This window comes from Ehrlichia ruminantium str. Welgevonden (assembly GCF_000026005.1).
GTDB lineage: Bacteria > Pseudomonadota > Alphaproteobacteria > Rickettsiales > Anaplasmataceae > Ehrlichia > Ehrlichia ruminantium.
The window spans coordinates 999143-1022627 of sequence record NC_005295.2 but is presented as its reverse complement, the minus strand read 5'-3'; the positions used below and the strand labels follow the sequence as shown (position 1 = coordinate 1022627).

The 23485-nt window shown below is 29.6% G+C and carries 31 protein-coding genes; 28 read left to right on the top strand and 3 right to left on the bottom strand.

The genetic code is table 11. The features are described 5' to 3' along the window. Positions 1 to 2 precede the first annotated feature (2 nt). From rpsJ to ERUM_RS03165, 28 genes are all read left to right on the top strand, one after another. Complete coding sequence (rpsJ, locus tag ERUM_RS03300; protein ID WP_044148737.1) at positions 3 to 332, top strand: 30S ribosomal protein S10; 330 nt, start codon at positions 3 to 5, stop codon at positions 330 to 332. Beyond that, positions 325 to 1020, top strand: a complete 696-nt coding sequence (rplC, locus tag ERUM_RS03295; protein WP_011155289.1) for a 50S ribosomal protein L3 — start codon at positions 325 to 327, stop codon at positions 1018 to 1020. Before rpsJ ends, rplC begins: the two co-directional genes overlap by 8 nt. Before the next feature lie 6 nt (positions 1021 to 1026). Beyond that, entirely contained in the window at positions 1027 to 1644 is a 618-nt protein-coding gene (rplD, locus tag ERUM_RS03290; protein WP_011155288.1) for a 50S ribosomal protein L4, read from the top strand. Further along, positions 1641 to 1931, top strand: a complete 291-nt coding sequence (locus ERUM_RS03285; protein WP_011155287.1) for a 50S ribosomal protein L23 — start codon at positions 1641 to 1643, stop codon at positions 1929 to 1931. Before rplD ends, ERUM_RS03285 begins: the two co-directional genes overlap by 4 nt. A 4-nt stretch (positions 1932 to 1935) precedes the next feature. Next, on the top strand, positions 1936 to 2766 hold the full coding sequence (gene rplB, locus ERUM_RS03280) for a 50S ribosomal protein L2 (protein ID WP_011155286.1): 831 nt from the start codon (positions 1936 to 1938) through the stop codon (positions 2764 to 2766). 3 nt (positions 2767 to 2769) lie between these two features. Beyond that, positions 2770 to 3051 carry a 30S ribosomal protein S19 gene (gene rpsS / locus ERUM_RS03275; RefSeq protein ID WP_011155285.1) on the top strand — a complete coding sequence of 94 codons (282 nt, stop codon included), beginning with the start codon at positions 2770 to 2772 and terminating at the stop codon, positions 3049 to 3051. Between the two features lie 13 nt (positions 3052 to 3064). Then, entirely contained in the window at positions 3065 to 3409 is a 345-nt protein-coding gene (rplV, locus tag ERUM_RS03270) for a 50S ribosomal protein L22 (RefSeq protein ID WP_011155284.1), read from the top strand. Between the two features lie 4 nt (positions 3410 to 3413). Then, on the top strand, positions 3414 to 4049 hold the full coding sequence (rpsC, locus tag ERUM_RS03265) for a 30S ribosomal protein S3 (RefSeq protein ID WP_011155283.1): 636 nt from the start codon (positions 3414 to 3416) through the stop codon (positions 4047 to 4049). A gap of 12 nt (positions 4050 to 4061) precedes the next feature. Beyond that, positions 4062 to 4472, top strand: a complete 411-nt coding sequence (gene rplP / locus ERUM_RS03260) for a 50S ribosomal protein L16 (RefSeq protein ID WP_011155282.1) — start codon at positions 4062 to 4064, stop codon at positions 4470 to 4472. Positions 4473 to 4484: 12 nt separating this feature from the next. Beyond that, on the top strand, positions 4485 to 4688 hold the full coding sequence (gene rpmC, locus ERUM_RS03255) for a 50S ribosomal protein L29 (protein ID WP_011155281.1): 204 nt from the start codon (positions 4485 to 4487) through the stop codon (positions 4686 to 4688). After that, positions 4657 to 4905 (top strand): 30S ribosomal protein S17, encoded by a 249-nt coding sequence (gene rpsQ, locus ERUM_RS03250; protein WP_011255720.1) that lies wholly within the window; start codon positions 4657 to 4659, stop codon positions 4903 to 4905. The genes rpmC and rpsQ overlap by 32 nt, the downstream gene beginning before the upstream one ends. 9 nt (positions 4906 to 4914) lie before the next feature. Beyond that, a complete protein-coding gene (gene rplN / locus ERUM_RS03245) occupies positions 4915 to 5274 on the top strand; it encodes a 50S ribosomal protein L14 (RefSeq protein WP_011155279.1) in 360 nt (119 codons plus the stop codon). A 1-nt stretch (position 5275) separates the two neighbouring features. Beyond that, positions 5276 to 5605, top strand: coding sequence for a 50S ribosomal protein L24 (rplX, locus tag ERUM_RS03240; protein WP_011155278.1), 330 nt, complete (start codon positions 5276 to 5278; stop codon positions 5603 to 5605). Between the two features lie 9 nt (positions 5606 to 5614). Then, a complete protein-coding gene (gene rplE, locus ERUM_RS03235) occupies positions 5615 to 6148 on the top strand; it encodes a 50S ribosomal protein L5 (RefSeq protein WP_011155277.1) in 534 nt (177 codons plus the stop codon). Between the two features lie 9 nt (positions 6149 to 6157). Then, positions 6158 to 6463 carry a 30S ribosomal protein S14 gene (gene rpsN / locus ERUM_RS03230; protein ID WP_011155276.1) on the top strand — a complete coding sequence of 102 codons (306 nt, stop codon included), beginning with the start codon at positions 6158 to 6160 and terminating at the stop codon, positions 6461 to 6463. Between the two features lie 20 nt (positions 6464 to 6483). Next, positions 6484 to 6882, top strand: a complete 399-nt coding sequence (gene rpsH, locus ERUM_RS03225; protein ID WP_011155275.1) for a 30S ribosomal protein S8 — start codon at positions 6484 to 6486, stop codon at positions 6880 to 6882. Positions 6883 to 6894: 12 nt separating this feature from the next. Beyond that, entirely contained in the window at positions 6895 to 7431 is a 537-nt protein-coding gene (gene rplF, locus ERUM_RS03220; protein ID WP_011155274.1) for a 50S ribosomal protein L6, read from the top strand. Between the two features lie 13 nt (positions 7432 to 7444). Then, on the top strand, positions 7445 to 7807 hold the full coding sequence (locus ERUM_RS03215; RefSeq protein ID WP_011155273.1) for a 50S ribosomal protein L18: 363 nt from the start codon (positions 7445 to 7447) through the stop codon (positions 7805 to 7807). Positions 7808 to 7824: 17 nt separating this feature from the next. Then, positions 7825 to 8349, top strand: coding sequence for a 30S ribosomal protein S5 (rpsE, locus tag ERUM_RS03210; protein WP_011155272.1), 525 nt, complete (start codon positions 7825 to 7827; stop codon positions 8347 to 8349). Between the two features lie 3 nt (positions 8350 to 8352). Next, positions 8353 to 8826 carry a 50S ribosomal protein L15 gene (gene rplO / locus ERUM_RS03205; protein WP_011155271.1) on the top strand — a complete coding sequence of 158 codons (474 nt, stop codon included), beginning with the start codon at positions 8353 to 8355 and terminating at the stop codon, positions 8824 to 8826. 39 nt (positions 8827 to 8865) lie between these two features. Continuing rightward, the gene (secY, locus tag ERUM_RS03200) at positions 8866 to 10164 is read left to right on the top strand and encodes a preprotein translocase subunit SecY (RefSeq protein ID WP_011155270.1); all 1299 of its coding nucleotides are present in this window, start codon (positions 8866 to 8868) and stop codon (positions 10162 to 10164) included. After that, complete coding sequence (locus tag ERUM_RS03195) at positions 10149 to 10811, top strand: adenylate kinase family protein (protein WP_011155269.1); 663 nt, start codon at positions 10149 to 10151, stop codon at positions 10809 to 10811. Before secY ends, ERUM_RS03195 begins: the two co-directional genes overlap by 16 nt. A 58-nt stretch (positions 10812 to 10869) precedes the next feature. After that, positions 10870 to 11241 carry a 30S ribosomal protein S13 gene (rpsM, locus tag ERUM_RS03190; RefSeq protein WP_011155268.1) on the top strand — a complete coding sequence of 124 codons (372 nt, stop codon included), beginning with the start codon at positions 10870 to 10872 and terminating at the stop codon, positions 11239 to 11241. 11 nt (positions 11242 to 11252) lie between these two features. Further along, positions 11253 to 11636, top strand: coding sequence for a 30S ribosomal protein S11 (rpsK, locus tag ERUM_RS03185; RefSeq protein ID WP_011155267.1), 384 nt, complete (start codon positions 11253 to 11255; stop codon positions 11634 to 11636). Positions 11637 to 11667: 31 nt separating this feature from the next. Further along, positions 11668 to 12792 (top strand): DNA-directed RNA polymerase subunit alpha, encoded by a 1125-nt coding sequence (locus tag ERUM_RS03180; RefSeq protein WP_011256130.1) that lies wholly within the window; start codon positions 11668 to 11670, stop codon positions 12790 to 12792. 18 nt (positions 12793 to 12810) lie between these two features. Continuing rightward, positions 12811 to 13197: a 50S ribosomal protein L17 gene (gene rplQ, locus ERUM_RS03175; protein WP_011155265.1), complete on the top strand. Its 387-nt coding sequence runs from the start codon at positions 12811 to 12813 to the stop codon at positions 13195 to 13197. Between the two features lie 83 nt (positions 13198 to 13280). Then, positions 13281 to 15650, top strand: coding sequence for a phenylalanine--tRNA ligase subunit beta (gene pheT, locus ERUM_RS03170; protein ID WP_011155264.1), 2370 nt, complete (start codon positions 13281 to 13283; stop codon positions 15648 to 15650). 800 nt (positions 15651 to 16450) lie between these two features. After that, positions 16451 to 18403: a ComEC/Rec2 family competence protein gene (locus tag ERUM_RS03165; protein WP_011155263.1), complete on the top strand. Its 1953-nt coding sequence runs from the start codon at positions 16451 to 16453 to the stop codon at positions 18401 to 18403. Between the two features lie 2920 nt (positions 18404 to 21323). Here the strand turns inward: ERUM_RS03165 and ERUM_RS03160 are convergent. The 3 genes from ERUM_RS03160 to rpmH form a co-directional block, all read right to left on the bottom strand. Next, positions 21324 to 22637, bottom strand: a complete 1314-nt coding sequence (locus ERUM_RS03160; protein ID WP_011155262.1) for an alanine:cation symporter family protein — start codon at positions 22635 to 22637, stop codon at positions 21324 to 21326. Positions 22638 to 22701: 64 nt separating this feature from the next. Then, positions 22702 to 23070 carry a ribonuclease P protein component gene (gene rnpA, locus ERUM_RS03155; protein WP_011155261.1) on the bottom strand — a complete coding sequence of 123 codons (369 nt, stop codon included), beginning with the start codon at positions 23068 to 23070 and terminating at the stop codon, positions 22702 to 22704. Further along, positions 23061 to 23195 carry a 50S ribosomal protein L34 gene (gene rpmH / locus ERUM_RS04910; RefSeq protein ID WP_011155260.1) on the bottom strand — a complete coding sequence of 45 codons (135 nt, stop codon included), beginning with the start codon at positions 23193 to 23195 and terminating at the stop codon, positions 23061 to 23063. The genes rnpA and rpmH overlap by 10 nt, the downstream gene beginning before the upstream one ends. Between the last annotated feature and the right edge of the window lie 290 nt (positions 23196 to 23485).

The window sequence follows — 23485 nt, the reverse complement described above, 5'->3', positions numbered from 1 at the left end:
TTATGGTAACGCAAAAGATATATATTGAGTTAAAGGCCTTTGATAGCTATTTATTAGATAGGTCTGCCCGTAGCATTATTTTGACTGCTAAAAGGAGTGGTGCACGTGTAAATGGCCCGATATTTTTTCCTCGTAGAGTGGCTAAATTTATTGTTAATAGATCAACTCATGTTGATAAAAAATCTAGGGAGCAGTTTGAAATTAGAACACATAAACGTTTAATTAGTTTACCAAAAGCTAATTCAACAATTATTCAAGCACTAATGAGCTTACAGTTACCTGCTGGTGTAGATGTAAAGGTTAAGGTAATTGGAGGCAGTAATAATGGCTAAGAGAATAGGGTTATTGTTAGAAAAAGTAGGACATAGTGCTATTTTTGATAATGAAGGAAAAAGAATACCAGTTACGTTGTTGCATTTAAGGGATTCTTTTGTTGTATCGATAAAGGACAAAGATTCTCATGGTTATACTTCAGTAGTCTTTGGAATGAAAGTTTCTACTAATATGAAGAAACCTCAATTAAAAATTTTACAAAAAAGTAATATTAATGTTAATTGTAAAATTTTTGAATCTAGGGTTGATCATATTGATAATTTGACAGTGGGGGCTAAAGTTTTAATTACTCACTTTGTTGAAAACCAATATGTTGATATTACTGGATGTTCTTTAGGTAAAGGTTTTGCTGGTGTTATGAAGAGGCATAACTTTAAGGGGTTAAAAGCATCTCATGGTGTTTCTATTTCACATAGGTCTCAAGGTTCTACTGGTCAGTGTCAAGATCCTGGAAGAGTATATAAGGGTAAAAAGATGGCTGGTCATTTAGGGAATAGTAGAGTAACTGTACAAAATATTAAAGTTATTTCAGTAGATAAAGAAAAATCTTTATTAGTTGTCAAGGGTAATAATATTCCTGGAGCTCAGGGGTCTTATCTTTTTGTTAGAGATGCTATTAAAAAGCCTGTTCCTAAAAATTCTTTTCCTATATGTGCTGAAGATTTAAAGTTAGATAATATTGGATGATAATATATGGAAGTTAATGTAATAAACATAGAGAGTCAAAACATTGGTAAGATTGACTTAAATCCTTTGATATTTTCTGTAAACTATAGGCCAGATATATTAAAAATGGTGGTAGAATGGCAATTATCTAAGAGGCGTATTGGAGCTCATAAAACAAAAACTATAGGTGATGTTTCTGGTACAACAGCTAAACCATACAGGCAGAAGCATACTGGAAGAGCAAGACAAGGTAGTTTGCGTAGTCCACAATTTAGAGGTGGTGCTGTTATTTTTGGTCCAGTAGTTAGGACTCATGCTTATTCGCTAAATAAGAAAGTGCGTAATTTAGGGTTAAAAGTTGCTTTATCATTAAAGAATTCTTGTAATAAATTGTTGATTTTAGATAGTATTGATGTTAATTTTGTGAAAACAGCGCAAGTATTACGCTTTATTAAGAATTTTGAGCATCAATCTTTTTTGATTATTGGTAAAGATTATAATAAAGGAATGATGTATTCTTGTAAAAATTTGCATAATGTAACGTTGCTAAAGCAAATTGGAACAAATGTTTTTGATATTTTAAGGCATGATTGTGTAATTCTAACTGTTGACACTGTGAAGTATTTAGAAGATAGGTTGTTATGATTAATTATTTTAGTATTATACATTCCTCTATTATTACAGAAAAAGCAGTATTGTTGAATGAGAAATTTAATAAGTATGCTGTTTATGTATCAGGTGATGCGGATAAGAAAACAATCAGGAAGGCTTTTAAAGTAGTTTTTGGTTTGGATGTTGTCCGTATTAATATTTTAAATCAAAAAGGCAAAAAGAAGTATTTTAAAGGAATAATTGGTCATAGGAAAGATAGAAAAAAAGTCTATTTTTCTCTATTAAAAGATCAGGATTTTAAGTATATGGGAATAAAATAGTAACATGGGTATTAAAAATTTAAATTCAGTAACTCCATCACTACGTGGTACTGTCTTGTTAGATAAGTCTACGTTATGGAAAGGTAGGCCAGAAAAATCTTTGGTTGGTTATAAGATTTCTCATGGTGGAAGAAATTCTCGTGGTGTTATTACTGTTCGTCATCGTGGTAAAGGACATAAACGCTTATATAGAATTATTGATTTTAAGAGAAAGAAGGTTGGAGTACCTGCTACTGTTGAAAGATTAGAGTATGATCCAAATAGGACAGCATTTATTGCATTGTTATCTTATGATGATGGGGAAAAGTCTTATATAATTGCGCCACATGGATTAAAAAAAGGTGATGTAATTATGTCTGGTAATGGCTCTGATATATTACCTGGAAATTGTCTTATGTTAAAGCTGATCCCTGTGGGAACATTTGTACATAATGTTGAATTGAGGCCTGGAGGGGGAGGAATTATAGCAAGATCTGCTGGTACTTATGCTCAGTTGATGAGTAAGGATGGTATATATGTTTTACTTAGATTGAGTTCTGGTGAGATTAGGAAAGTATTAGCTGATTGTTGTGCAACTATAGGTATAGTTTCTAACTTAGATAATCAAAATGTAAAGTTAGGTAAAGCTGGAAGAAGTAGGTGGCTGGGTATTAGACCAACTGTGCGTGGTGTTGCTATGAATCCTATAGACCATCCGCATGGTGGAGGTGAAGGTAAGACTTCTGGTGGTAGAAATCCTGTGACACCATGGGGTGTATCGACAAAAGGTAAAAAGACTAGGAAGAAAAATAAGTCTAGTAATAAGTATATTAAGCGTGTATCTGATAAAGGGTAAAGTATGTCTAGATCTATAAAAAAACCTCCTTTTTGTGCGCCACATGTTTTGCGCCTAGTGAATAAGGCTATAGCTCAAAATAAATTAAACTCTATTATCAATATTCACTCTAGGTCTTCTGTAATATTAAATAAGTTTATTGGCTTAACTTTTGGGGTTTATAATGGGAAGACTTATGTACCTGTAAAAGTGAATGATAATATGATTGGTCGTAAGTTTGGTGAGTTCTCTCCAACTCGTCGTTATACTGGACATGTTGGTGATAAGAAGGTATCTAGAAAGTAAATTGGTTTGTATTATGAGTAAAGTGTTGGTTGAAGCTAAAGGGATGGGGTTGAGGTCTACTCCTTACAAGTTAAATTTAGTTGCTGATTTAATTAGAGGTAAGCCTGTATCTGTTGCTGTTATGTATCTAAAATTTTGTAAGAAAAAATCTGCTAGATACATAAGTAAAGTTTTAAAATCAGCAATTGCTAATGCGCAGGCTAATTATAGTGTTGATGTTGATAATCTTTATATTAAGGAAGTTTTAGTTGGTAAGTCTTTTTCTTTACGTAGAATTCATGCACGTGCGAGAGGCAAGGCATGTAGGGTATATAAGCATTATGGTAATGTGATCATAAAATTGTTTGAGAGGGTATAAGTTTATGGGTCAAAAATCTAATCCTATTGGTTTAAGGTTAAAAATAATCAATACATGGGATTCTTTATGGTATGCTAATAAAGATTATACTACTAAACTTCATGAGGATTTTTTATTACGTAAATTTATTAAGAAGGCCTTCTATCATGCTTCTATTAGTAAGGTTGTAATTGCTAGAAAAGTAGATGTAATTATGGTTAATGTATATTCTGCTAAACCTGGTGTGATTATAGGTAAAAAAGGTGCTGATATTGATAAAGTGAAGCAAAAAATTGTCAAGATGATCAATAATAATATTGAGTTAAATATTATAGAAGTCAAAAAACCTGAACTGAAAGCTATTTTAATAGCAGAAAACATAGCACAACAGCTAGAAAGGAGGGTATCCTTTAGGAGAGCTATGAAAAGAAGTGTACAAAATTGTTTAAAAATAGGTGCAAAAGGAATCAAAGTTAGTTGTGCTGGTAGATTAGGTGGTGCTGAAATTGCTAGGACAGAATGGTATAAAGAAGGTAGTGTTCCATTGCATACTTTTAGGGCTAATATAGATTATGGATTCTCTGAAGCTAAGACTATCTATGGTATAATAGGTGTTAAAGTTTGGGTGTATCTTGGTGAGACAAAATCGAGCAATGAGTAGTGAGTAAATTTTATGTTTATACCTAAGAAAACTAAATATAAGAAGGATTTTAAGGGACGTATTAGTGGTAATGCTAAAGGTGGTTATACTTTAGCATTTGGAACTTATGGTTTAAAATCTTTAGAACCTGGTAGATTGACTTCTAAGCAGGTTGAATCAGCTAGAAGAAGTATTTCTAGGACTCTGAAGCGTGTAGGTAAAGTTTGGATAAGAGTATTTTGTCATACTCCTGTTAGTAAAAAGCCTATGGATGTCCGTATGGGGAAAGGTAAGGGTAGTATTGAGATGTGGGTATGTAAAGTGAAGCCTGGTAAAATATTGTTTGAAATAAGTGGTGTTTCGTTAAATTTAGCTAAGGAAGCTCTGCAAAAATCTCAAGCTAAGCTTCCAGTAAAGTGTAAGTTTATTAGTGATGAATTGTAAAGGGTATTAAGTATGGATATTATTGATATCAGATCTAAGACTAATGATGAATTACATGAGCTGTTGTTTAATTTACGTAAGGAATTAATTGATGTTATTTTAACTAAAAAACTTGATAAGTCGCATAATCATTTTTATGGTTCAAATATAAAGAAAGATATAGCTAGGATATTAACAGTGTTAAGTGAAAGAAAGAATGAGGTCAAGAATGTCTAAGCAAGTTTTGACCGGAGTGGTTGTTGGGGCAAAGTGTGATAAAACTATAAAAGTTATGGTGTCCCGGATGGTCAGTCATAAGATGTATAAAAAAATAGTTAAGAAACGTAAAAACTATGTAGTACATGATGAATATAATCGGTATAAGTGTGGTGACGTTGTGCAGATACGTGAGCATATACCTATATCTGCTACTAAAAGGTGGGTTGTAATATAAAGGTGATATATGATACAGAAAAATACTTTATTAGATGTTGCAGATAATTCTGGCGCTCGCAAGGTGTTATGTATTGGGCTATTGAATGGAAAAAAATCTGCATCAGTTGGTGATGTTATTGTAGTCTCAACAAAAGTTGTGATTCCAAGAGGAAAGGTTAGTAAAGGGAAAGTTTATAAAGCAGTTATTGTTAGGGTCAAAAAGGCAGTACGTAGATTAGATGGTAGCGTTATTAAATTTTCAAGTAATGCTGTTGTGTTAATTAATGATCAAGGTGATCCATTGGGAACTCGTGTATTCGGTCCGGTTAAAAAATTACCTTTTGGTCTTTTTTCTAAGGTTATGTCTTTAGCTGTTGAGGTATTATAAAATGGGTATGAAAATTATTGCTGGTGATGATGTTCTAGTGGTTAGTGGAAAAGATAAAGGGAAAATGGGTAAGGTGATTAAAGTTTTAAAAAAGAAATCTTGTGGTAAAGATCTCACCTTTGCAATAGTTTCTGGGATTAATATATGTAAGAAGAGTGTTAAGGCAACACAAAATAGTGATGGTGGAATTATTAGTGTTGAAAGGCCAATTAATATTTCAAATATCGCATTAGTTGATTCAGTTCTTGGTATTCGTACGAAGGTGGGCTATAAATTTATTGATGATAAAAAAGTACGCTTTATGAAATCTTCTGGCAAAGTTATAGAGTAGGTTATTTATATGTTAAAAGATTTGTATAAGACTCAAATTGTACCATCATTACAAAATAAGCTTGGGTATAGTAATGTAATGCAAGTGCCTAAGATTGTTAAGGTTTGTTTGAATATGGGGTTAGGAATTAGAGGTTCTGATAGTAAGGTTATGAATTCTTGTGTTCGTGATTTGGCATTAATAGCTGGTCAGAAGCCTGTAGCAACTTCTGTTAAGAAATCTATTGCTGGGTTTAAAATACGTAAAGGATTTCCTATTGGTTGTAAGGTAACTTTGCGGAATAATAAAATGTATGAATTTTTGGAAAGATTGATATATGTTGTTCTTCCTAGAGAGCAAGATTTTAAAGGTTTATCTATTAATCAATTTGATGGGTGTGGTAATATATCTATTGGTATTAAAGAACATATATCTTTCTTGGAAGTGGATTATGATAAAATAGATAAAATATTGGGGTTAGATATTAATATTGTAACAAATGCAGTTAACAATAAGGATGCGAAGCTATTGTTAATGGAATTTGGATTGCCATTTATTAATTAGAGGGGTTTGATGTCAAGAAAGTCTGTTATACAGAGAAACTTAAAACGTATATCTATTTGTGATAGATTAAAAAGTAAAAGGGAGAAGTTACGTGCTATTATTAAAGATCAATCTATTTCTATGAATGATAGATTTTTAGCACAAGTAAAGTTATCCAAGCTTCCTAGGGATTCTTCTTATATTAGGATTAGAAATAGATGCTTAATTACTGGTAGGCCTAGAGGTTGTTATAGAAAGTTTAAAGTTTCTCGTATTGTTTTACGTCAGTTAGGTTCAATTGGACAAATACCTGGTTTGACTAAATCAAGTTGGTAATATTAAAAGGAGGTTCAGTAGTGTCGTTGTCAGATCCTATTGCTAATTTTTTAACAAGTATACGTAATGGGCAATTAAGTATGAATAAGGTTGTAACAGTATCTTATTCTTATGTTATCCATGCTATATTGCAAATTTTACTATCGGAAGGGTATATAGATGGTTTTACTGAAAAGTTAAGGAGCACTAATATAAAGTTTTTTGAGGTAAAACTTAAATATTATAATGGTGTTCCTGTAATTAATCGGATATGTAGAGTGTCAAAACCTGGCAAAAGATGCTATTGTTCAGCTAAGGGTATGCCGAAGTTTTATAATGGTTTGGGGTTATATATAATATCTACATCTAAAGGGATTATGTCAGATTATAATGCCCGTAAATCTGGTGTTGGTGGAGAAATTTTATGTGGTGTTTTTTAGGAGATAAATAAGATGTCAAGAGTTGGCTCTATGCCTATACTGATTCCTAGTAATGTTCAGGTGGATTTAGTTGGTAACCAGCTTACTTTGAAGAATAGTGAAAATTCATTAAAGTTAGTTTTAGATTATGGTATATCCTGTAATATTGATGGTAACAGCATTACCTTGCATGTTAATGATAGTTCTGCTAACTCAAAGGTAATGTGGGGAACTTATAGAAGTATGATTAATAGTTATGCTATAGGGTTATCTCAAGGGTTAGTTGTTGAACTTGAAATTACTGGGGTTGGATATAAGGCAGAAGTTAATGATGAGTATTTATCTTTATCGTTAGGTTTTAGTCATGGTATAAAGTATAAAATACCTAATGGCATTATTATTCAGTGTGTTAAGCCTACTCAGATATTAGTAAAAGGTTTTGATAAACAAAAAGTATATATGGTTGCGTCTGATATCTGTTCAATCAGGAAATATAACCCATATAAAGGTAAGGGTATTTCCATTAAAGGCAAATATATTTATAGAAAAGAAGTTAATAAGAAAAAGTAAGGTGTAAATTGATATGTTGGCTACTTCTAATAGATTTGAAAGACGAAAAAGACGTGTAAGGTTAAAGTTAAAAAACAATCTTTCCTTGTTAAGGTTGTCAATTTTTAAATCAAATAGGCATTTTTATGTTCAGTTAATAGATGATAGTTGTGGTAAAACATATGCTGCTGCTTCTACTTTAGAACGTGAGGTTATTGCTTTAGCTCATAGGAGAGTTAATAGTAATTCTGTAAAAATTGTTGCAAAGTTAATGTCTGAAAGATTGAATAAATTGGATAATTGTAAAAAATTTGTTTTTGATAGAGGACCTTATAAGTATATAGGGGTAGTTGCTGAATTTGCGAATGAATTGCGAAGTTATGGTTTTGAGTTTTAATAGGTAGGTTGTATAGTATGGATGTTGTCAAGAAGTCAAGGAACACGCATGGATCTAATGATTTTTCTGAGTTGATAGTTTCTGTTAGAAGAGTTGCTAAGGTAGTTAAAGGTGGTCGTAGATTTTCGTTTTCAGTTCTAGTAGTTATAGGGGATGAAAAAGGTAAAGTTGGTTGCGGAATAGGTAAGCATCTTGAGGTATCTGAAGCTAAAGTAAAAGCTGTTAATGCTGCTAGAAAAAATATGATTAGGGTACATTTACGTGAGTCTCGTACTTTACATCATGATATACAAGCTAAGTTTTGTTCAAGTAAGGTTATGTTAAGATCTGCTAAGGTGGGAACAGGTATTATAGCTGGTGGTTCTATACGTTTAATCTTTGAAGTTTTAGGTGTACAAGATGTTGTAGCAAAATCTATAGGTTCCTCAAACCCACATAATGTTGTATATGCTGTATTTACTGCTTTTAGAAAAATGCTCTCACCGAAACAAGTAGCTAGTAAAAGAAGTAGGAAAATAGGTGAGATTATTGAGAATAGATAACTTATGGATGTAGTTATGAAATTGAATAATATATTTAGCGGATTACCTAAAAAAAAGAAATCTAAGGTTTTAGGTAGAGGTATAGGGTGTGGTAAAGGTAAAACTTCTGGTCGTGGTCATAAAGGTCAGAAAGCAAGATCTGGAGTTTCTATAAATGGTTTTGAAGGTGGACAACAATCTATATTTACTCGTTTACCTAAAAGAGGTTTTAATTCTTTACCTAAAAATAAGTATTCGATAATCAATTTATCTTTGATTCAGAGGCTTATTGACAGTGGAAAGATTGATAATGTTTCTGCTATTACAAAAGAAGTTTTGTATAATTTAGGTGTTATTTCTTCAGTTAAACAAAAAATTAAGATTCTTGGGGATGGTAAACTGAACACTACTGTATGCATTGAATATGATTTTATTTCAAAATCAGCAAAGTCACAGGTTACTTTATTGAATAGTCTTTCAGATAGTGAATCAAAATAACATTTTTAATATAAATTTAGGTAATCTTAGGTTATAAAAATGGCTCTGCTGTCTTGGAATAAGGATAATTTATTAGGTAAGATTTGGTTTACGCTATTAGCTTTAATTATATATCGTTTAGGTACATATATACCTATTCCAGGCATTAATCCAGATGTAATAGATGCAGTTATATCAAAACATTCAGTGGGTGTTTTAGGTATTTTTAATGTATTTTCTGGTGGTGCTTTAGGTAGAATGACAATTTTTGCCCTTAATGTTATGCCATATATAGTTTCTTCTATAATTATGCAGTTACTTTCAGTTACAATTCCAAGATTGAATGAGATGAGACAAAGTGGTGAATTAGGTAGGGTAAAGATTAATACTTATGTAAGATATATAACTATTGTTTTCTGTTTAATTCAAGGTTCTATTATCTTGCTTGGGTTAGAAAAAATGAATACACAGACTAGTATTGTGGTAATTGATCCTGGTTTGTTATTTAGGGTAGTAGGTATTAGTAGCTTGTTAGGTGGTACAATGTTTCTACTCTGGTTAGGTGATAGTATAAATAAAAGGGGTATTGGTAATGGGATTTCTCTAATTATATTTACAGGAATAATCGCAGAGTTACCAGGTTCTTTTTCTGCTATGTTTTTATTAGGTAAAAATGGCAATGTGCCAATATTTGTGATTTTATTAATGATATTAATATTTTTTGCATTACTATTGTTAATCATTTTCGTTGAAAAATCTTATAGAAAAATTTTAGTACAATATCCAAAAAGGCAGGTTAAAAATAAATTATATAATACTGCATCTACATATGTTCCGCTAAAAATTAATATTTCTGGAGTTATACCTCCTATTTTTGCAAATGCTTTACTGTTATCACCGATTACTGTTGCAAATTTTCATCAAGGTTCTCCATGGTCTGATTTTATACTTATGTATTTTTCATCTGGTAAGCTGTTGTATATAGTGTGTTATGCACTATTAATAGTGTTTTTTGCGTTTTTTTATATGACATTTGTTTTTGATGCAAAAGAAACATCAGAATTGTTAAAGAAAAATGGGGGATTTGTTCCAGGTAAAAGGCCAGGTAATAGTACTTGTGAGTATTTTAATTATGTAATGAAACGATTAACTGTTTTGGGATCAGTATATTTAACAGTTATTTGTATAGTTCCTGAGCTTATTAGGTATTATTATTCTATATCTTTTACTTTGGGGGGCACTAGTTTTCTAATAATAGTTAATGTTATTATTGATACATTTTCTCAAATTCAAACACATTTGTATTCAAGTCGTTATAGTACATTAATTAAAAAGTCTGAATTATGGAAAATAAAATAAATATGTTGATATTTGGTCCACCTGGGTCTGGTAAGGGTACTCAGTGTCGTATTTTGTCAGAGATTTATCCTAGTATTTCTGTTATTTCAACTGGGGATTTGTTGAGGGATCAGGCAAAGCTTGATACTGATGATGGACGTAAGATTAGGCATATTATGGAATCTGGTGATTTAGTGGATGATGATTTAGTATGCAGGATGTTTTCAGTATCTATTAATAGTATCAGTAATGGGTTTTTATTAGATGGTTTCCCAAGAAATTTAAGTCAAGCGAAGTTTCTAACTAAAATTTTGGAAGAGCGTAATAATAAGATTAATATAGTGATACAATTACAATTAGATTTAGACACTATAAAAAGTAGGCTTTGTGGACGTATTGTATGTAAGGATTGTGGACAGGTTTCTAATTTACATTTTTTTGATCAAGCAATAGATGAAATCACTTGTAAGTTTTGTAAAGGTCGGTTAGATTATAGATATGATGATAAGATTGAAGTGATAGTCAAAAGAGTTAATCAATACTATGAGGAGATGAAAGATTTAGAATTGTATTACCATGATAAGATCATACAAATTGATGCAGGTAAATCAATTGATAAGGTTACTCAGGATATAAAGGAACGCATAGAATATTTAATTATTGATTGACGTTAATTGACAAATTTGCTATATTGCAAGACATTTATTATCTTGTGGAGGAAAGTTAGTGGCACGTATAGCTGGAGTTAATATTCCTACAAATAAGCGTGTAGTTATTGCTTTGACTTATATATATGGTATTGGTATCTCTTTAGCTAATAAGATTTGTGAAAGTTGCAATATTGATCATAATATTCGAGTTGTAAATTTAAGTGATGATGAAATTATTAGAATTAGGAATTTTATTAGAGAAAATTATGTAGTGGAAGGAGATTTAAGGAAAGAAGTTAGTATGAATATTAAGTTCTTGACTGATATAGGATGTTACAGAGGGTTAAGGCATAGAAGGGGGTTACCTGTGCGCGGGCAAAGAACTCATACTAATGCTAAGACTCGTAAGGGTAGGTCAAGATTGCCAGTTGCTGCTAAGAAAAAATAACAAGGTATATTATGAGTGTAACATATAATAAAAAGAAAAAAAGGAATGTTGTAGTTGGGGTTGTGCACATTCATGCTACTTATAATAACATAATTGTGACTATTACTGATCAGCAAGGGCATTCATTAGTATCAACTTCTGCTGGAGCTTATGGTTTTAAGGGATCTAAGAAAGCAACTCCTTATGCGGCGCAAGAAACAGCAGGGCATGCTGTTAAAACAGTTGTTGAGCAAAATGGGATGAAAACTGTATCTATTAAAGTTTCTGGTCCTGGGGCAGGTAGAGAAGCAGCTATTAGGGCTGTTCAAGCTTGTAATTTAAATGTTACTTCTATTAAAGATACTACGAAGCTTCCACATAATGGATGTAAGCTTCCAGGGAGGCGCAGGGTTTAATTATGTTTATAGTAATGTGTGAGGTTCTATTGTGATTTTTGATGAGGATTCTAGTTCTGTTGCTCAAGAATCGGGTTATATGGGAGTAGGTAGTCCATACTCTAGTGATGTAGGGCGTATATCAATGAGTGACCACTGGAATAAGTTAACTAAGCCTTCTTCTATTAAAGTAGTTAATCATGGTAATGCTTTAAATAAGGCAGATTTAATTATTGAGCCACTTGAAAGCGGTTTTGCATTAACTCTAGGTAATGCTTTGAGAAGAGTTATGATGTCTTCTTTGCGTGGCTTTGCAGTTTATGGTGTTGAAATAGAAAATGTTTTGCATGAATTTACTTCAATTTCTGGGGTTAGAGAGGATGTAACTGATATTCTATTGAATATAAGTATGATTAGGTTAAAGCTTTCTGGGATGGATAATAAGGTGTTATCTCTTAAAGTTAAGGGGCCTTGTGAAGTAAGGTCTGGGATGATAGCTGATACTCCTGATTGTACTATCTTAAATAAGGATTTATTGATTTGTACATTGGATCAGGATGTTGATTTTAATATAAAAATGTATGTTAATTCTGGAAAAGGATATGTTCCCGCTGTGAAGCGTAAGTCAATTAATAAGTTTGGATTAAATGATGTTCCTGTAAATTTTATTGCTACTAATGCTCTTTATAGTCCGATCAAGAAAGCGTCTTTCAGAGTTGAGAGCAGTCGTATTGGTCAGTTTACAGATTATGATAGGTTGATTATGTCTGTAGAGACAGATCATTCTATTTTACCTGATGAAGCTGTTGCATTGGCTGCAAGAATTTTGCAAGATCAGTTTCAACAGTTTATTAATTTTGATGAAACTGATGAGCCTCATCAGAAGGTTGATACTAAGGATGTATTACCTTATGATTCTAATTTATTACGTAAGGTTGATGAGTTGGAGCTTTCGGTTAGATCATATAATTGCTTGAAAAATGATAATATTACTTATATAGGAGATTTAGTACAGAAGACTGAATCTGATATGTTAAGAACTCCAAATTTTGGTAGGAAGTCACTTAATGAAATTAATGAGCTTTTGGCAAGTATGAATTTGCATTTGGGTATGAAGATTGCAAATTGGCCTCCTGAGTCCATTGAGAGTTTAAGTAAGCAATATAGTGAAGAATAAGAAAAGTGAGGTTATGTTATGAGGCATCGTGTTGCTCATAGAAAGTTTTCTCGTACTAGTGCTCATAGAATCTCTATGTTATTAAATTTATCTATATCTTTAATTAAGCATGAGAGAATTACTACTACTTTGCCTAAAGCTAAGGAATTACGTCCTTATGTAGAGAAGCTTATTACTATTGGTAAGGTGTACAGGGAGAAAAATTTAGTATATGGGAAAAGGTTATTAATATCCAAACTCAAGAACATTGATGCAACTGATAAATTGATAGATGTGTTATCAGTTCGTTATAAAAGTAGAAATGGTGGCTATACTAGAATTATGAAAAATGGGTTTCGTAAAGGTGATTGTGCTCCTATAGCAATTATTGAGCTTGTCGATAGGCAGATAGTATCTCAATCTTAAGTGTAACTTAGCTAGTTAAGTGTGTTTATTCAGTATGAATGCTGTTTCAAGTGAGATTTATAGTTGTTAAGTATTAGTTCTTTATGAGGTTTACACTTTCTTGGTTAATGCAGTATTTAGATACTGATGCTTCATTAGATTTTATTATTTCTAAGTTAAGTGATATTGGATTAGAAGTAGATAGTGTAGATTGTAAAAAGCACCTTCAATCTTTTGTAGTTGTAGAAGTTATAGATGTAGTACCACATCATGCTGCGGATAAGTTAAAAGTTTGTCAGGTATATGATGGAGTACAAACTTTTCAAGTTGTATGTGGTGCATCTAATGTTAAGGTTGGCATGAAATCTGTACTAGCCTATGTCGGTAGTGTGATACCAAAAAATCAAACTGTTATTAAAGTTGCTAAGCTGCGTGGAGTTGATAGCTACGGTATGTTATGCTCTAGAGATGAGTTAGGCATTGCAGAAAATGATAGTACTGATGAAGGTATAATAGAGTTGTCTGATAATACATATAATGTAGGAGAGAGTTTTTTCTCATGTGATCCTGTGATAGAGTTGAATATTACTCCAAATCGTGGTGACTGTCTGGGAGTATATGGTATAGCACGTGATTTAGCTGCTGCTGGAGTAGGTAAGTTAAAGTCTGTTAATTTTTGTGATATTACTTTTGATAATACTTGTTATATTTCTCCAATTGAAATTTGTCTAGAGGTTCAAGGAATAGTAAAAGGAGTATACATTAAGGGTATAAGGAATTGTGAGACTCCTAAATGGTTAAAAGAGTATTTATTCTCATGTGGGGTAAAATCTATTTCGTGCGTTGTTGATATTATAAATTATATTATGTTGTCTTTTAATAGACCTCTTCATATATATGATGCGGATAAAATAGCAGGTAAATTGGTTTTTAGGAAAATTGATGATCAAATAGAATTTTTTGCACTTAATGATAAAAAATACTTATTAGGAAAGGAAAATATTATTGCTGTTGATTTAGCAAATAGGATTCATAGTATTGTTGGAGTAATTGGTTCAGAATATAGTAAATGCTTATTTGATACAGAAAATATTTTTTTAGAATGTGCATGGTTTGATCCTGTAGATATTGCTTTATCTTCTAGGAAGATAAAGTTATCTACAGATTCTAGTTATCGGCTTGAAAGGTTTGTTGACCCTGAGTTTCTTCAAGATGGTTTGAAACTAGCTACAAAAATGATACTAGAGTATTGTGGTGGTAGCCCTTCTAGTATTGTTTCTGTACAGAATTATGTACACAATGATATCTTGTTGAATTTTTCTCCAGATTCTGTACGGAACATTGGTAGTGTTAGTATTACACGGGACGAAATTTTTGATTTCCTTTGTAATATTGGTTGTGTTGTAAAGAATCATGATTGTGATATTTGGATAGTAATTCCTCCGTCTTGGAGATCAGATCTTAAGCATTCTTTTGATCTTGTAGAGGAGGTGCTTAGATTATATGGGTATGATAAAATTCTTGAGAATCCTATACCTATTTCTAATATTGAATTTCCTGATAATTTGCATAATAAGCTAAGATCAGTACTATTATCACAAGGAATGACGGAAGTAGTAACATGGTCATTTACAAATCTAGAATTTGCTAAAAAATTTGGATATGATTCAGATATAATGTTAATAGATAATCCTATTAATAATAACATGAATTTAATGCGGCCTAGTGTTTTATTGAATTTATTACAAGTTATATCTGAAAATCAAGCATATGGAAATAATGATGCGGCTATTTTTGAGATAGGTCAGATATATAATATTAATAGTGTATGTGGTGATAATAATTATGTGGTAAGTGGGGTAAGATATGGAGATAACTTACCTCGTAATTTTTATAAAACTGACAGGTCTGTTGATATATTTGATGTAAAATCTGATTTTTTTAAGGTTTTACAAGAAATGAATATTGGATATGATTCTGTTGATTTAGTAAGATCTACTAAGTCATATCTCCATCCTATGAAATCTGCGGATGTATATTTTAATAATATTCTTATTGGATATTTTGGGGAGTTACATCCTAGTATTGTTCATTTGTATGAAATAAAGCGTCCTATAGTTTGTTTTGAGGTATTTTTGTATAAAATTCCAGTTGTTGATTTAACACGTAAAGAATTTGTAGAGTTACGATATCAATCTGTAAAACGTGATTTTGCCTTTTTAGTTAGCAAAAATGTCAATATTCAGTGTTTGATAGAGGTTGCTAAAAAGACTAATGTTCAGTTAATAGAAGATGTGTCAATTTTTGATATATATGAAGGAAATGGTATAGATAAAGGTATGTTATCTGTTGCCTTATCTGTCACGTTTAGATCTGTTGATCATACGTTAAATGATCAAGAGATAAAGGATGCATCTGATCTAATAATTAGTGCAATTAGTAAAGGTTTTAATGGGATTCTTAGATCTTGTTAAGTTTTTATTTTTATTTCTATAGTTACTGATAATGCTTTTACCTGTAGTATTAAAGGTTATTTATAGGTTTTTTGTATTTTTAATATGATTTGTATCTGTGATTTATTTTTATAACTGTTAACTTTCTGTAGCTTAATGATCTTAATAATAAAGAAACTCTTCGGTTTATGAATGAAGCAAATAAGTTTTTAAAAGTATGTCAGTTAGTTATTTAAATCATATTACACGTTATTATAGTTTATTTAATGTTATAATAATGATAGTACTATTAGTTATAGGGCGGTAATATTATAATTATAAGTTCTTGTATATAAAAACTTTCTTATATCAAATAAATGTATGTGTATATCTAATTGATGTTTGTTATATATTAATTATAAATAAATTTGCTAAAGAGTTGTAATAGAAAAAGTGGCTTTGGTGTTTTAGAGCGTTTTGATGTTGAGTACATCTGTCCTTCTCTATATTTGTATATTATATGTTAATAATATCATTAGCTTAAAAAGTAATAGTGGGAAAATGTATATGTATTTCAATTCTATATATAAAAACTTTTTACACTAAATTACGTATAGTATGATATTACTTCAGTAAATTATATAACTTATGAATCTAATTTTCAGCATTTTTAGTATGTATTATTTATTAATATGAACAATATAAAATTATTTATTAAGTATTATTAATAAATAGTATATAAATTAATAATATTATTAATTTATATACTATTTGTGGATGTAATAATTACAAATTTTATATCATTTTTACATAAGCAACTGGAAAATAATAAAAATTCTTTAATGTTATGGATTCCAGTGCTACAAGGAATTGGTGTAATTATATACTTTTCTTTACCAACAGAACCACAAAGCTATATTGTATTATGTATAGTTTTTACATTGTTTGTAAGTTTAATTGCTGTAATTTTGAAGAAGAGCAATTGCCTATTTTTATCACTTTTTTTTATATTGTTTGGTTTTGTTACTATTTATGTAAAAGCTCATTATTTTTCTGGTGATGTATTACAAGCTAAGATATATGCAAAAGATATTATTGGAACAGTAAAAGAGGTAAGTAGTAAACAATCACATAAGAGGGTAATAATTTGTGATGTTCAAAATGTTAAATATAATGTTACCTGTATAAGGTTAGTGTCTCGTACTCAATGGGATGAGAATATTGAAATAGGTGATAGAATTTTACTTTCTGCGATTGTTTATCCACCGCAAACTGCAGTTTCACCGTTTTCTTATGACTTTTCTCGTGTTTCATATTTTAAAAAGATAAATGGAATTGGTTTCACAATAAGTAATGTTAGGTTATTTGAAAAAAGAAAAAGTAAGAAAATTTTTGAGTATATAGAACTAATCAGATTACATATATACAAACTTTTCTTAAGAAATTTAACTTGGGATACTGCTAATGTAGTTAGTGCATTGGTAATTGGTAAAAAGGATGGGATTAGTAATGATATAATGGGTAATATTAGAAATGCTGGAATAGCTCATCTTTTTGCTATTTCTGGATTGCATTTATCCTTTATTACTGGATTGTTTTTTTCTTTATCAAGAAATTTATTAGTTTTTTTTGGGAATTTGGCTGAAAGTTATAATATAAAAAAGATATCTGCTGTTATAGCCATTATAGTGAGTTTAATATATTTGTTACTTACTGGGATGTCAGTTTCTGCAGAACGTGCATTTTTAATGACAAGTTATGTTTTTATAGGTATTCTTATTGACCGGCGTCATAATAATTTTCGTGCTATAGCAATTGCAGCGTTTATTATATTATTGTGCTATCCTGAAGCAGTTCTTAATCCAAGTTTTCAGATGTCATTTGCTGCTGTGTTGGCTCTTATAGCAAGTTGTGATATTTTTACAAAACTTATTATTATAGGTGATATACTACAGTATTTTTCATCGATAGTTTTGAGTTCATTAATTGCAGGATTAGCTACGCTACCGTATGTAATATATCATTTTCACAATTTTTCTATTATTGGAGTTTTTGTTAATGTGTTAGCAATTCCCGTTACTACATTTTTTATTATACCGTTGAGTTTGTTATATGTTGTATTAAGTTTTGTCAATTTAGAGTTTTATATTTCATATGCGTTAGAAAGTTCTGTAAAGTTGCTCTTATATGTATCTAGTTATGTGTCTAAAATAGATAGTTTAATACTATCGTTTCATGCAGTGTCATCAGTATCTATATTGATTATTACATTGGGGTTTTTGTTTTTATGTTTATGGAATGGAAGTTTAAGATTTTTAGGATTAGTGGTTATTGTGTGTGGTTTATTTATTGGTTTTCAATATGTTACACCTGATATATTGGTAAATATTAATAATATTGCGGTTAAAGAATCAGATGGGCAATTGTATTCAGTTAATAAAAATGCACATATTACAGGTTTCATAGGTTTAGTGTGGGCAAAGCAGAATGGTCAACAGAAACTCTTGAAATATAATTTGGAAAATGCTAAATGCTTATTTTGTGAAGCAGGTAAAGGATGTATATATACTAAGCAAAAAAGAAAAATTTTAATTGCATATACATCTGAGTATGTAATACAGAATTGTTTAGATATAGATTTAGTGATACAATTTGGGAAGTTTGTTTATCCACAGGAATGTCATAAGCAATATCTTAGCTATGTTGATATAATAAGTCATGGGCCATATTTTATTTGGGTGTTAGATAATAAAGTAAAGATTAGTAAACATAATAATAGAATATGGAATGTGTAATATATTAGAACGTGTATGATAAGAATGTCATAAGCAATATCTTAGTTATGTTGATATAATAAGTCATGGGCCATATTTTATTTGAGTGTTAGATAATAAAATAAAGATTAGTAAACATAATAATAGAATATGGAATGTCTAATATATTAGAATGTGTATGATAAGAATGTCATAAGTAATATCTTGGTTATGTTGATATAATAAGTCATGGACTATATTTTATTTGAGTGTTAGATAATAAAGTAAAGATTAGTAAACATAATAATAGAATATGGAATGTGTAATATATTAGAACGTGTATGATAAGAATGTCATAAGCAATATCTTAGTTATGTTGATATAATAAGTCATGGACTATATTTTATTTGAGTGTTAGATAATAAAATAAAGATTAGTAAACATAATAATAGAATATGGAATGTCTAATATATTAGAATGTGTATGATAAGAATGTCATAAGTAATATCTTGGTTATGTTGATATAATAAGTCATGGACTATATTTTATTTGAGTGTTAGATAATAAAGTAAAGATTAGTAAACATAATAATAGAATATGGAATGTGTAATATATTAGAACGTGTATGATAAGAATGTCATAAGCAATATCTTAGTTATGTTGATATAATAAGTCATGGACTATATTTTATTTGAGTGTTAGATAATAAAATAAAGATTAGTAAACATAATAATAGAATATGGAATGTCTAATATATTAGAATGTGTATGATAAGAATGTCATAAGTAATATCTTGGTTATGTTGATATAATAAGTCATGGACTATATTTTATTTGAGTGTTAGATAATAAAGTAAAGATTAGTAAACATAATAATAGAATATGGAATGTGTAATATATTAGAACGTGTATGATAAGAATGTCATAAGCAATATCTTAGTTATGTTGATATAATAAGTCATGGACTATATTTTATTTGAGTGTTAGATAATAAAATAAAGATTAGTAAACATAATAATAGAATATGGAATGTCTAATATATTAGAATGTGTATGATAAGAATGTCATAAGTAATATCTTGGTTATGTTGATATAATAAGTCATGGACTATATTTTATTTGAGTGTTAGATAATAAAGTAAAGATTAGTAAACATAATAATAGAATATGGAATGTGTAATATATTAGAACGTGTATGATAAGAATGTCATAAGCAATATCTTAGTTATGTTGATATAATAAGTCATGGACTATATTTTATTTGAGTGTTAGATAATAAAATAAAGATTAGTAAACATAATAATAGAATATGGAGTGTCTAATATATTAGAATGTGTATGATAAGAATGTCATAAACAATATCTTAGTGATGGTGATATTATAGTTGTAGGCTATATTGTTAGATGATTGAAGTGAGAGTTGATAAACCATAAATAATTATGGGATATTAAATACGTAATGTGATTTAAAAAAGTATAGATTTTCAAAATATTATAATTGATATATTGATTATAATGGTATGTAGTTAGAAACTGTATTTTTATTATAGATGATAAAAGTATCAAGGTTTGTAAACTAAATCATGGTAAGATATATAATAAGTAATACAGTATGAAAAATTGTTATTTGTGTAGGTATGTAAACTATAATAATAATTAAAAATTAATGTGCTTATGAGTACTAAGGACATAATGTTGTGATAATTATGATATAGTTTTTATATGTATGGGTAGATGAGAGAATATGAAACATGTTGTATAATATTGTTTTTATTATGTGTAATGTGTTGGTATAAAGCGTACCTTAAATTATATAGTTATCAATAATGGAAAGCATGTGTTCAGTATATTATATTTAAGAGTTTAAACCTTTTTTGGTTAGTAATATAAAGTTATTTGTTTGTAACACTATGTTTTAGAGATGTTTTGCAAATTTATTTTATCATGATACTTTTGTAGTCTTTAAACATTTGGTCGATTATTTTTTTATGCATAGTATAGTGAGTTCTTAATATATGTTGGTCAATATCCATATAAATTTTTATAATATTTTTAATCACTAAAGTTAGTATTTAGTAATTCCAGTGATTATCTAAAGCTTTTGATAAATAATCATATAAAATAGATCTTATAATTATTATAAATTATTGGTGAGTATAATTTGAAATATCTTTAACATAGATGGAAAATTGCTTGCGCTAAATTAACTAGATTTTTTTAGTTTATTAATACCATTTAGTAAGTGCTTATTGTTTTATATGCAAAGCTTTTATTTCACTATCTTTTTTTAAGCAATCTGATAGTACTATCAAACTAGCTCGATTTATTTTTTTGCATGTGAAACACAGGAATGAGAAAATGGTGAAACTACAGTTTGGATAAGAAGACATTGTGGAAGTATAAAGTAATGTTTAAGTACTAATCTTACATATCATCATCATATTAGTAGAATATATCATAGTCGTATATATTTGATATTATACTTAACATTTTACAAACTCTCACCTTTTAGTGTGATTGATTGCCACTTACTTATTTTACTGTTCTAACATGATACTTTCTATATATTTAATCTTGATATATTATTAGAAGAATAGTGCATCTGTAACTTGAATAATAGTAAAATTTATAGAATGGAAAAGATCTTTTTTTTTAAGCTGTAAAAACTCTTATCATTAGTGAAAAAGAGACATGTTAACTGCTACTATATAGCGTTGTAATTCTGTAATCAAAAAAAATATATGATGAGTAATGTTGAATATTTAAGTACTTGATATTATGATTTTCACATCTATTTAAAAGTTTAATTATGTTAATTTGGTAAGTTATTTTTGTGGTAATATGAAGTTTATTTTATAGATTATTTTGTAACATATACTTATTTATGTAGTAATTAGTCTTGCTTACTAAAAGTTTTTTTCTAAAACATTAAGAAAAAAACTTTTAGTAATTTAGTGATGTTTAACTACTTCAGATTATATTTAAAAATGCTATTCTTATATTGTGGAAATATCATTAATATTGCAATGCTATTTACAATTAACATAAGTGACATAGAAACATCAGCTACATTCCATAAAAACTGTACTTCCCATAATGCTCCTATTGGGAGTACTATTACAAATAAAATATACCAGAGCTTGATATATAGATTGTTCTTGCCATTTGTAAAATAGTACAAACTACTTCTAGCACAAGTAAACCAAGTAAAAATAGTGGTAAATGAAAAGCAAAACATGATTATCATAATTATGTAATTTACATATTGAGAATCAAATGCAGCTTTGAAAGCTGCAATGCACATGTTAGTACTTTCTAATGGTCCGTGCCATGCATCAGTTACGAGTATTACTAATGTGGTAAATATTGCAACAATTACCACTATAAATGGAGATATTATAGATATTAAACTTTGGGTTATTTTAAAGTCTTTACTATCACTATTTATAGCAGAGTGTACGATTCCTTCTAATCCTAATCCAATGTCTGTTGCAAATATACCTCTAAAAGCTCCAACTTGAATTAAATGCAAGGTTTCTAATATAAACGCTGATATCATTCCATTTTTAAAGCTATCAAAATTAAGGAAGCTGGAGAACATTAATTTTATAGAAGGAATTATGTTATCATGGAATTTATATAGTACACTAAATGATAGTATTAAGTAAGCTATAGCCATTATTGGTACAATTTTTGAGATTAGTAGTGCAATATTCTCTAGCTTTAACCCTGTAATAAAGAGAAATGCTAACATCATAAATAACCCTCCTATTATTGGAGGCTGATTTATTAGTTTCATAGGTATTACTAAGGAATTAACTTGTACAAAATTTCCTGCGGTGATAGTGCATAATACTATCAGTATTGCAAATAAAATATTAACTTTATTTGTTTTGAATACACGTTTGAAATACATTGCATGTCCACCAAAGTAACCATTGTCCATTTTAGTGCGTGTGTCTATGCTTATATAGCAGTTTACATATTTTATAATTGAACAAATTACTACAACAATTATCATCCAAAGTGCAAATCCAGGACCTCCTGATTTTAATGCAACTGCTGTTCCTGAAATATTTCCAACTCCTAAATTTCCTCCGATAATTGTGCATAATGCTGCTATGGAGAATGACTTGTCGCGATATTTAGATTTTGTAATTAGTGATATTGCCTGTGGTAATTTTCTAATTTGTAAAAAATTTGATTTTATTGATAAATAGACACCTGTAGATAATACCATAAGTGCTGATATTAATAGTAAAATATTGAATATAACCATATTGTAAACTCCATACATAGTTAGAAATGAAAAATTAGAAGCACTATCTGGTAATGTTATTTGGTTATAGTGTTTTAGAATATACACGTGATGTGTTAAGATAGCTAGCTAACCTAGATAACATATCTTGAAAACTTATTTTCGGTGTATCTTTACTAGCTATTAATATGTAATAATAACCTTTCCTAGCATGCTGTACTATAACACTTTCTGCTAGTACACGAAAACGTCTCTTAACCTTATTACGTACAACAGCATTACCAACTTTTTTACTTACTGTAAAACCAACCCTGATAACATCATGTTGTAGAGGCTTAGATGATTCACGAACAACCTGTAAAAATAAGCCAAAACTCCCTATAAAACAACCATTATGCTGTGCGAATAAAAAATCCTCTCTTTTTTTTATTGTTACTATGCCATTTAAGCGCATAAAACACGGCGACCTTGAGTACGCCTACGATTTAGAATCTTTCTGCCCATTCGCGTTGACATTCTCGTTCTGAAGCCATGTCTACGCTTACGTACAATCCTACTGGGCTGAAAGGTCTGCCTCATACTAAAATCCTCTTTATAGAAAGTTAAAAGTATGCTAAATACTTACATGTTATCTGATGTTTGTCAAGAGTAGCAATACATTTTTTATTCATAAAGCTAATGATCTGCTATATGATTTTATTTCTCTGATTATTAAACATTATATGATGGATTTTGTGTAATAAAAAAGGAAATAATTTTATTTTAAATCTTAGTAAATAAATAGTGTTACTACTAAAACTTAGTGTAAATATAAAACTATTTTTGATAGTTGTTTTAAATATGATTTCTATAGTTAAGTAAATATTATT

Coding starts and splice junctions, on each gene's coding strand:
- rplN (WP_011155279.1), top strand. CDS start 4,915: ATGATACAGAAAAATACTTTATTAGATGTTGCAGATAATTCTGGCGCT.
- rplB (WP_011155286.1), top strand. CDS start 1,936: ATGGGTATTAAAAATTTAAATTCAGTAACTCCATCACTACGTGGTACT.
- rpmC (WP_011155281.1), top strand. CDS start 4,485: ATGGATATTATTGATATCAGATCTAAGACTAATGATGAATTACATGAG.
- secY (WP_011155270.1), top strand. CDS start 8,866: ATGGCTCTGCTGTCTTGGAATAAGGATAATTTATTAGGTAAGATTTGG.
- rpsJ (WP_044148737.1), top strand. CDS start 3: ATGGTAACGCAAAAGATATATATTGAGTTAAAGGCCTTTGATAGCTAT.
- ERUM_RS03285 (WP_011155287.1), top strand. CDS start 1,641: ATGATTAATTATTTTAGTATTATACATTCCTCTATTATTACAGAAAAA.
- rplQ (WP_011155265.1), top strand. CDS start 12,811: ATGAGGCATCGTGTTGCTCATAGAAAGTTTTCTCGTACTAGTGCTCAT.
- rplC (WP_011155289.1), top strand. CDS start 325: ATGGCTAAGAGAATAGGGTTATTGTTAGAAAAAGTAGGACATAGTGCT.
- ERUM_RS03215 (WP_011155273.1), top strand. CDS start 7,445: ATGTTGGCTACTTCTAATAGATTTGAAAGACGAAAAAGACGTGTAAGG.
- ERUM_RS03165 (WP_011155263.1), top strand. CDS start 16,451: ATGTTATGGATTCCAGTGCTACAAGGAATTGGTGTAATTATATACTTT.
- rplF (WP_011155274.1), top strand. CDS start 6,895: ATGTCAAGAGTTGGCTCTATGCCTATACTGATTCCTAGTAATGTTCAG.
- rpmH (WP_011155260.1), bottom strand. CDS start 23,195: ATGAGGCAGACCTTTCAGCCCAGTAGGATTGTACGTAAGCGTAGACAT.
- rplX (WP_011155278.1), top strand. CDS start 5,276: ATGGGTATGAAAATTATTGCTGGTGATGATGTTCTAGTGGTTAGTGGA.
- rpsK (WP_011155267.1), top strand. CDS start 11,253: ATGAGTGTAACATATAATAAAAAGAAAAAAAGGAATGTTGTAGTTGGG.
- rpsS (WP_011155285.1), top strand. CDS start 2,770: ATGTCTAGATCTATAAAAAAACCTCCTTTTTGTGCGCCACATGTTTTG.
- rpsC (WP_011155283.1), top strand. CDS start 3,414: ATGGGTCAAAAATCTAATCCTATTGGTTTAAGGTTAAAAATAATCAAT.
- rplP (WP_011155282.1), top strand. CDS start 4,062: ATGTTTATACCTAAGAAAACTAAATATAAGAAGGATTTTAAGGGACGT.
- rplE (WP_011155277.1), top strand. CDS start 5,615: ATGTTAAAAGATTTGTATAAGACTCAAATTGTACCATCATTACAAAAT.
- rpsN (WP_011155276.1), top strand. CDS start 6,158: ATGTCAAGAAAGTCTGTTATACAGAGAAACTTAAAACGTATATCTATT.
- rpsE (WP_011155272.1), top strand. CDS start 7,825: ATGGATGTTGTCAAGAAGTCAAGGAACACGCATGGATCTAATGATTTT.
- rplD (WP_011155288.1), top strand. CDS start 1,027: ATGGAAGTTAATGTAATAAACATAGAGAGTCAAAACATTGGTAAGATT.
- pheT (WP_011155264.1), top strand. CDS start 13,281: ATGAGGTTTACACTTTCTTGGTTAATGCAGTATTTAGATACTGATGCT.
- ERUM_RS03160 (WP_011155262.1), bottom strand. CDS start 22,637: ATGGTTATATTCAATATTTTACTATTAATATCAGCACTTATGGTATTA.
- rplV (WP_011155284.1), top strand. CDS start 3,065: ATGAGTAAAGTGTTGGTTGAAGCTAAAGGGATGGGGTTGAGGTCTACT.
- rnpA (WP_011155261.1), bottom strand. CDS start 23,070: ATGCGCTTAAATGGCATAGTAACAATAAAAAAAAGAGAGGATTTTTTA.
- rplO (WP_011155271.1), top strand. CDS start 8,353: ATGGATGTAGTTATGAAATTGAATAATATATTTAGCGGATTACCTAAA.
- ERUM_RS03195 (WP_011155269.1), top strand. CDS start 10,149: ATGGAAAATAAAATAAATATGTTGATATTTGGTCCACCTGGGTCTGGT.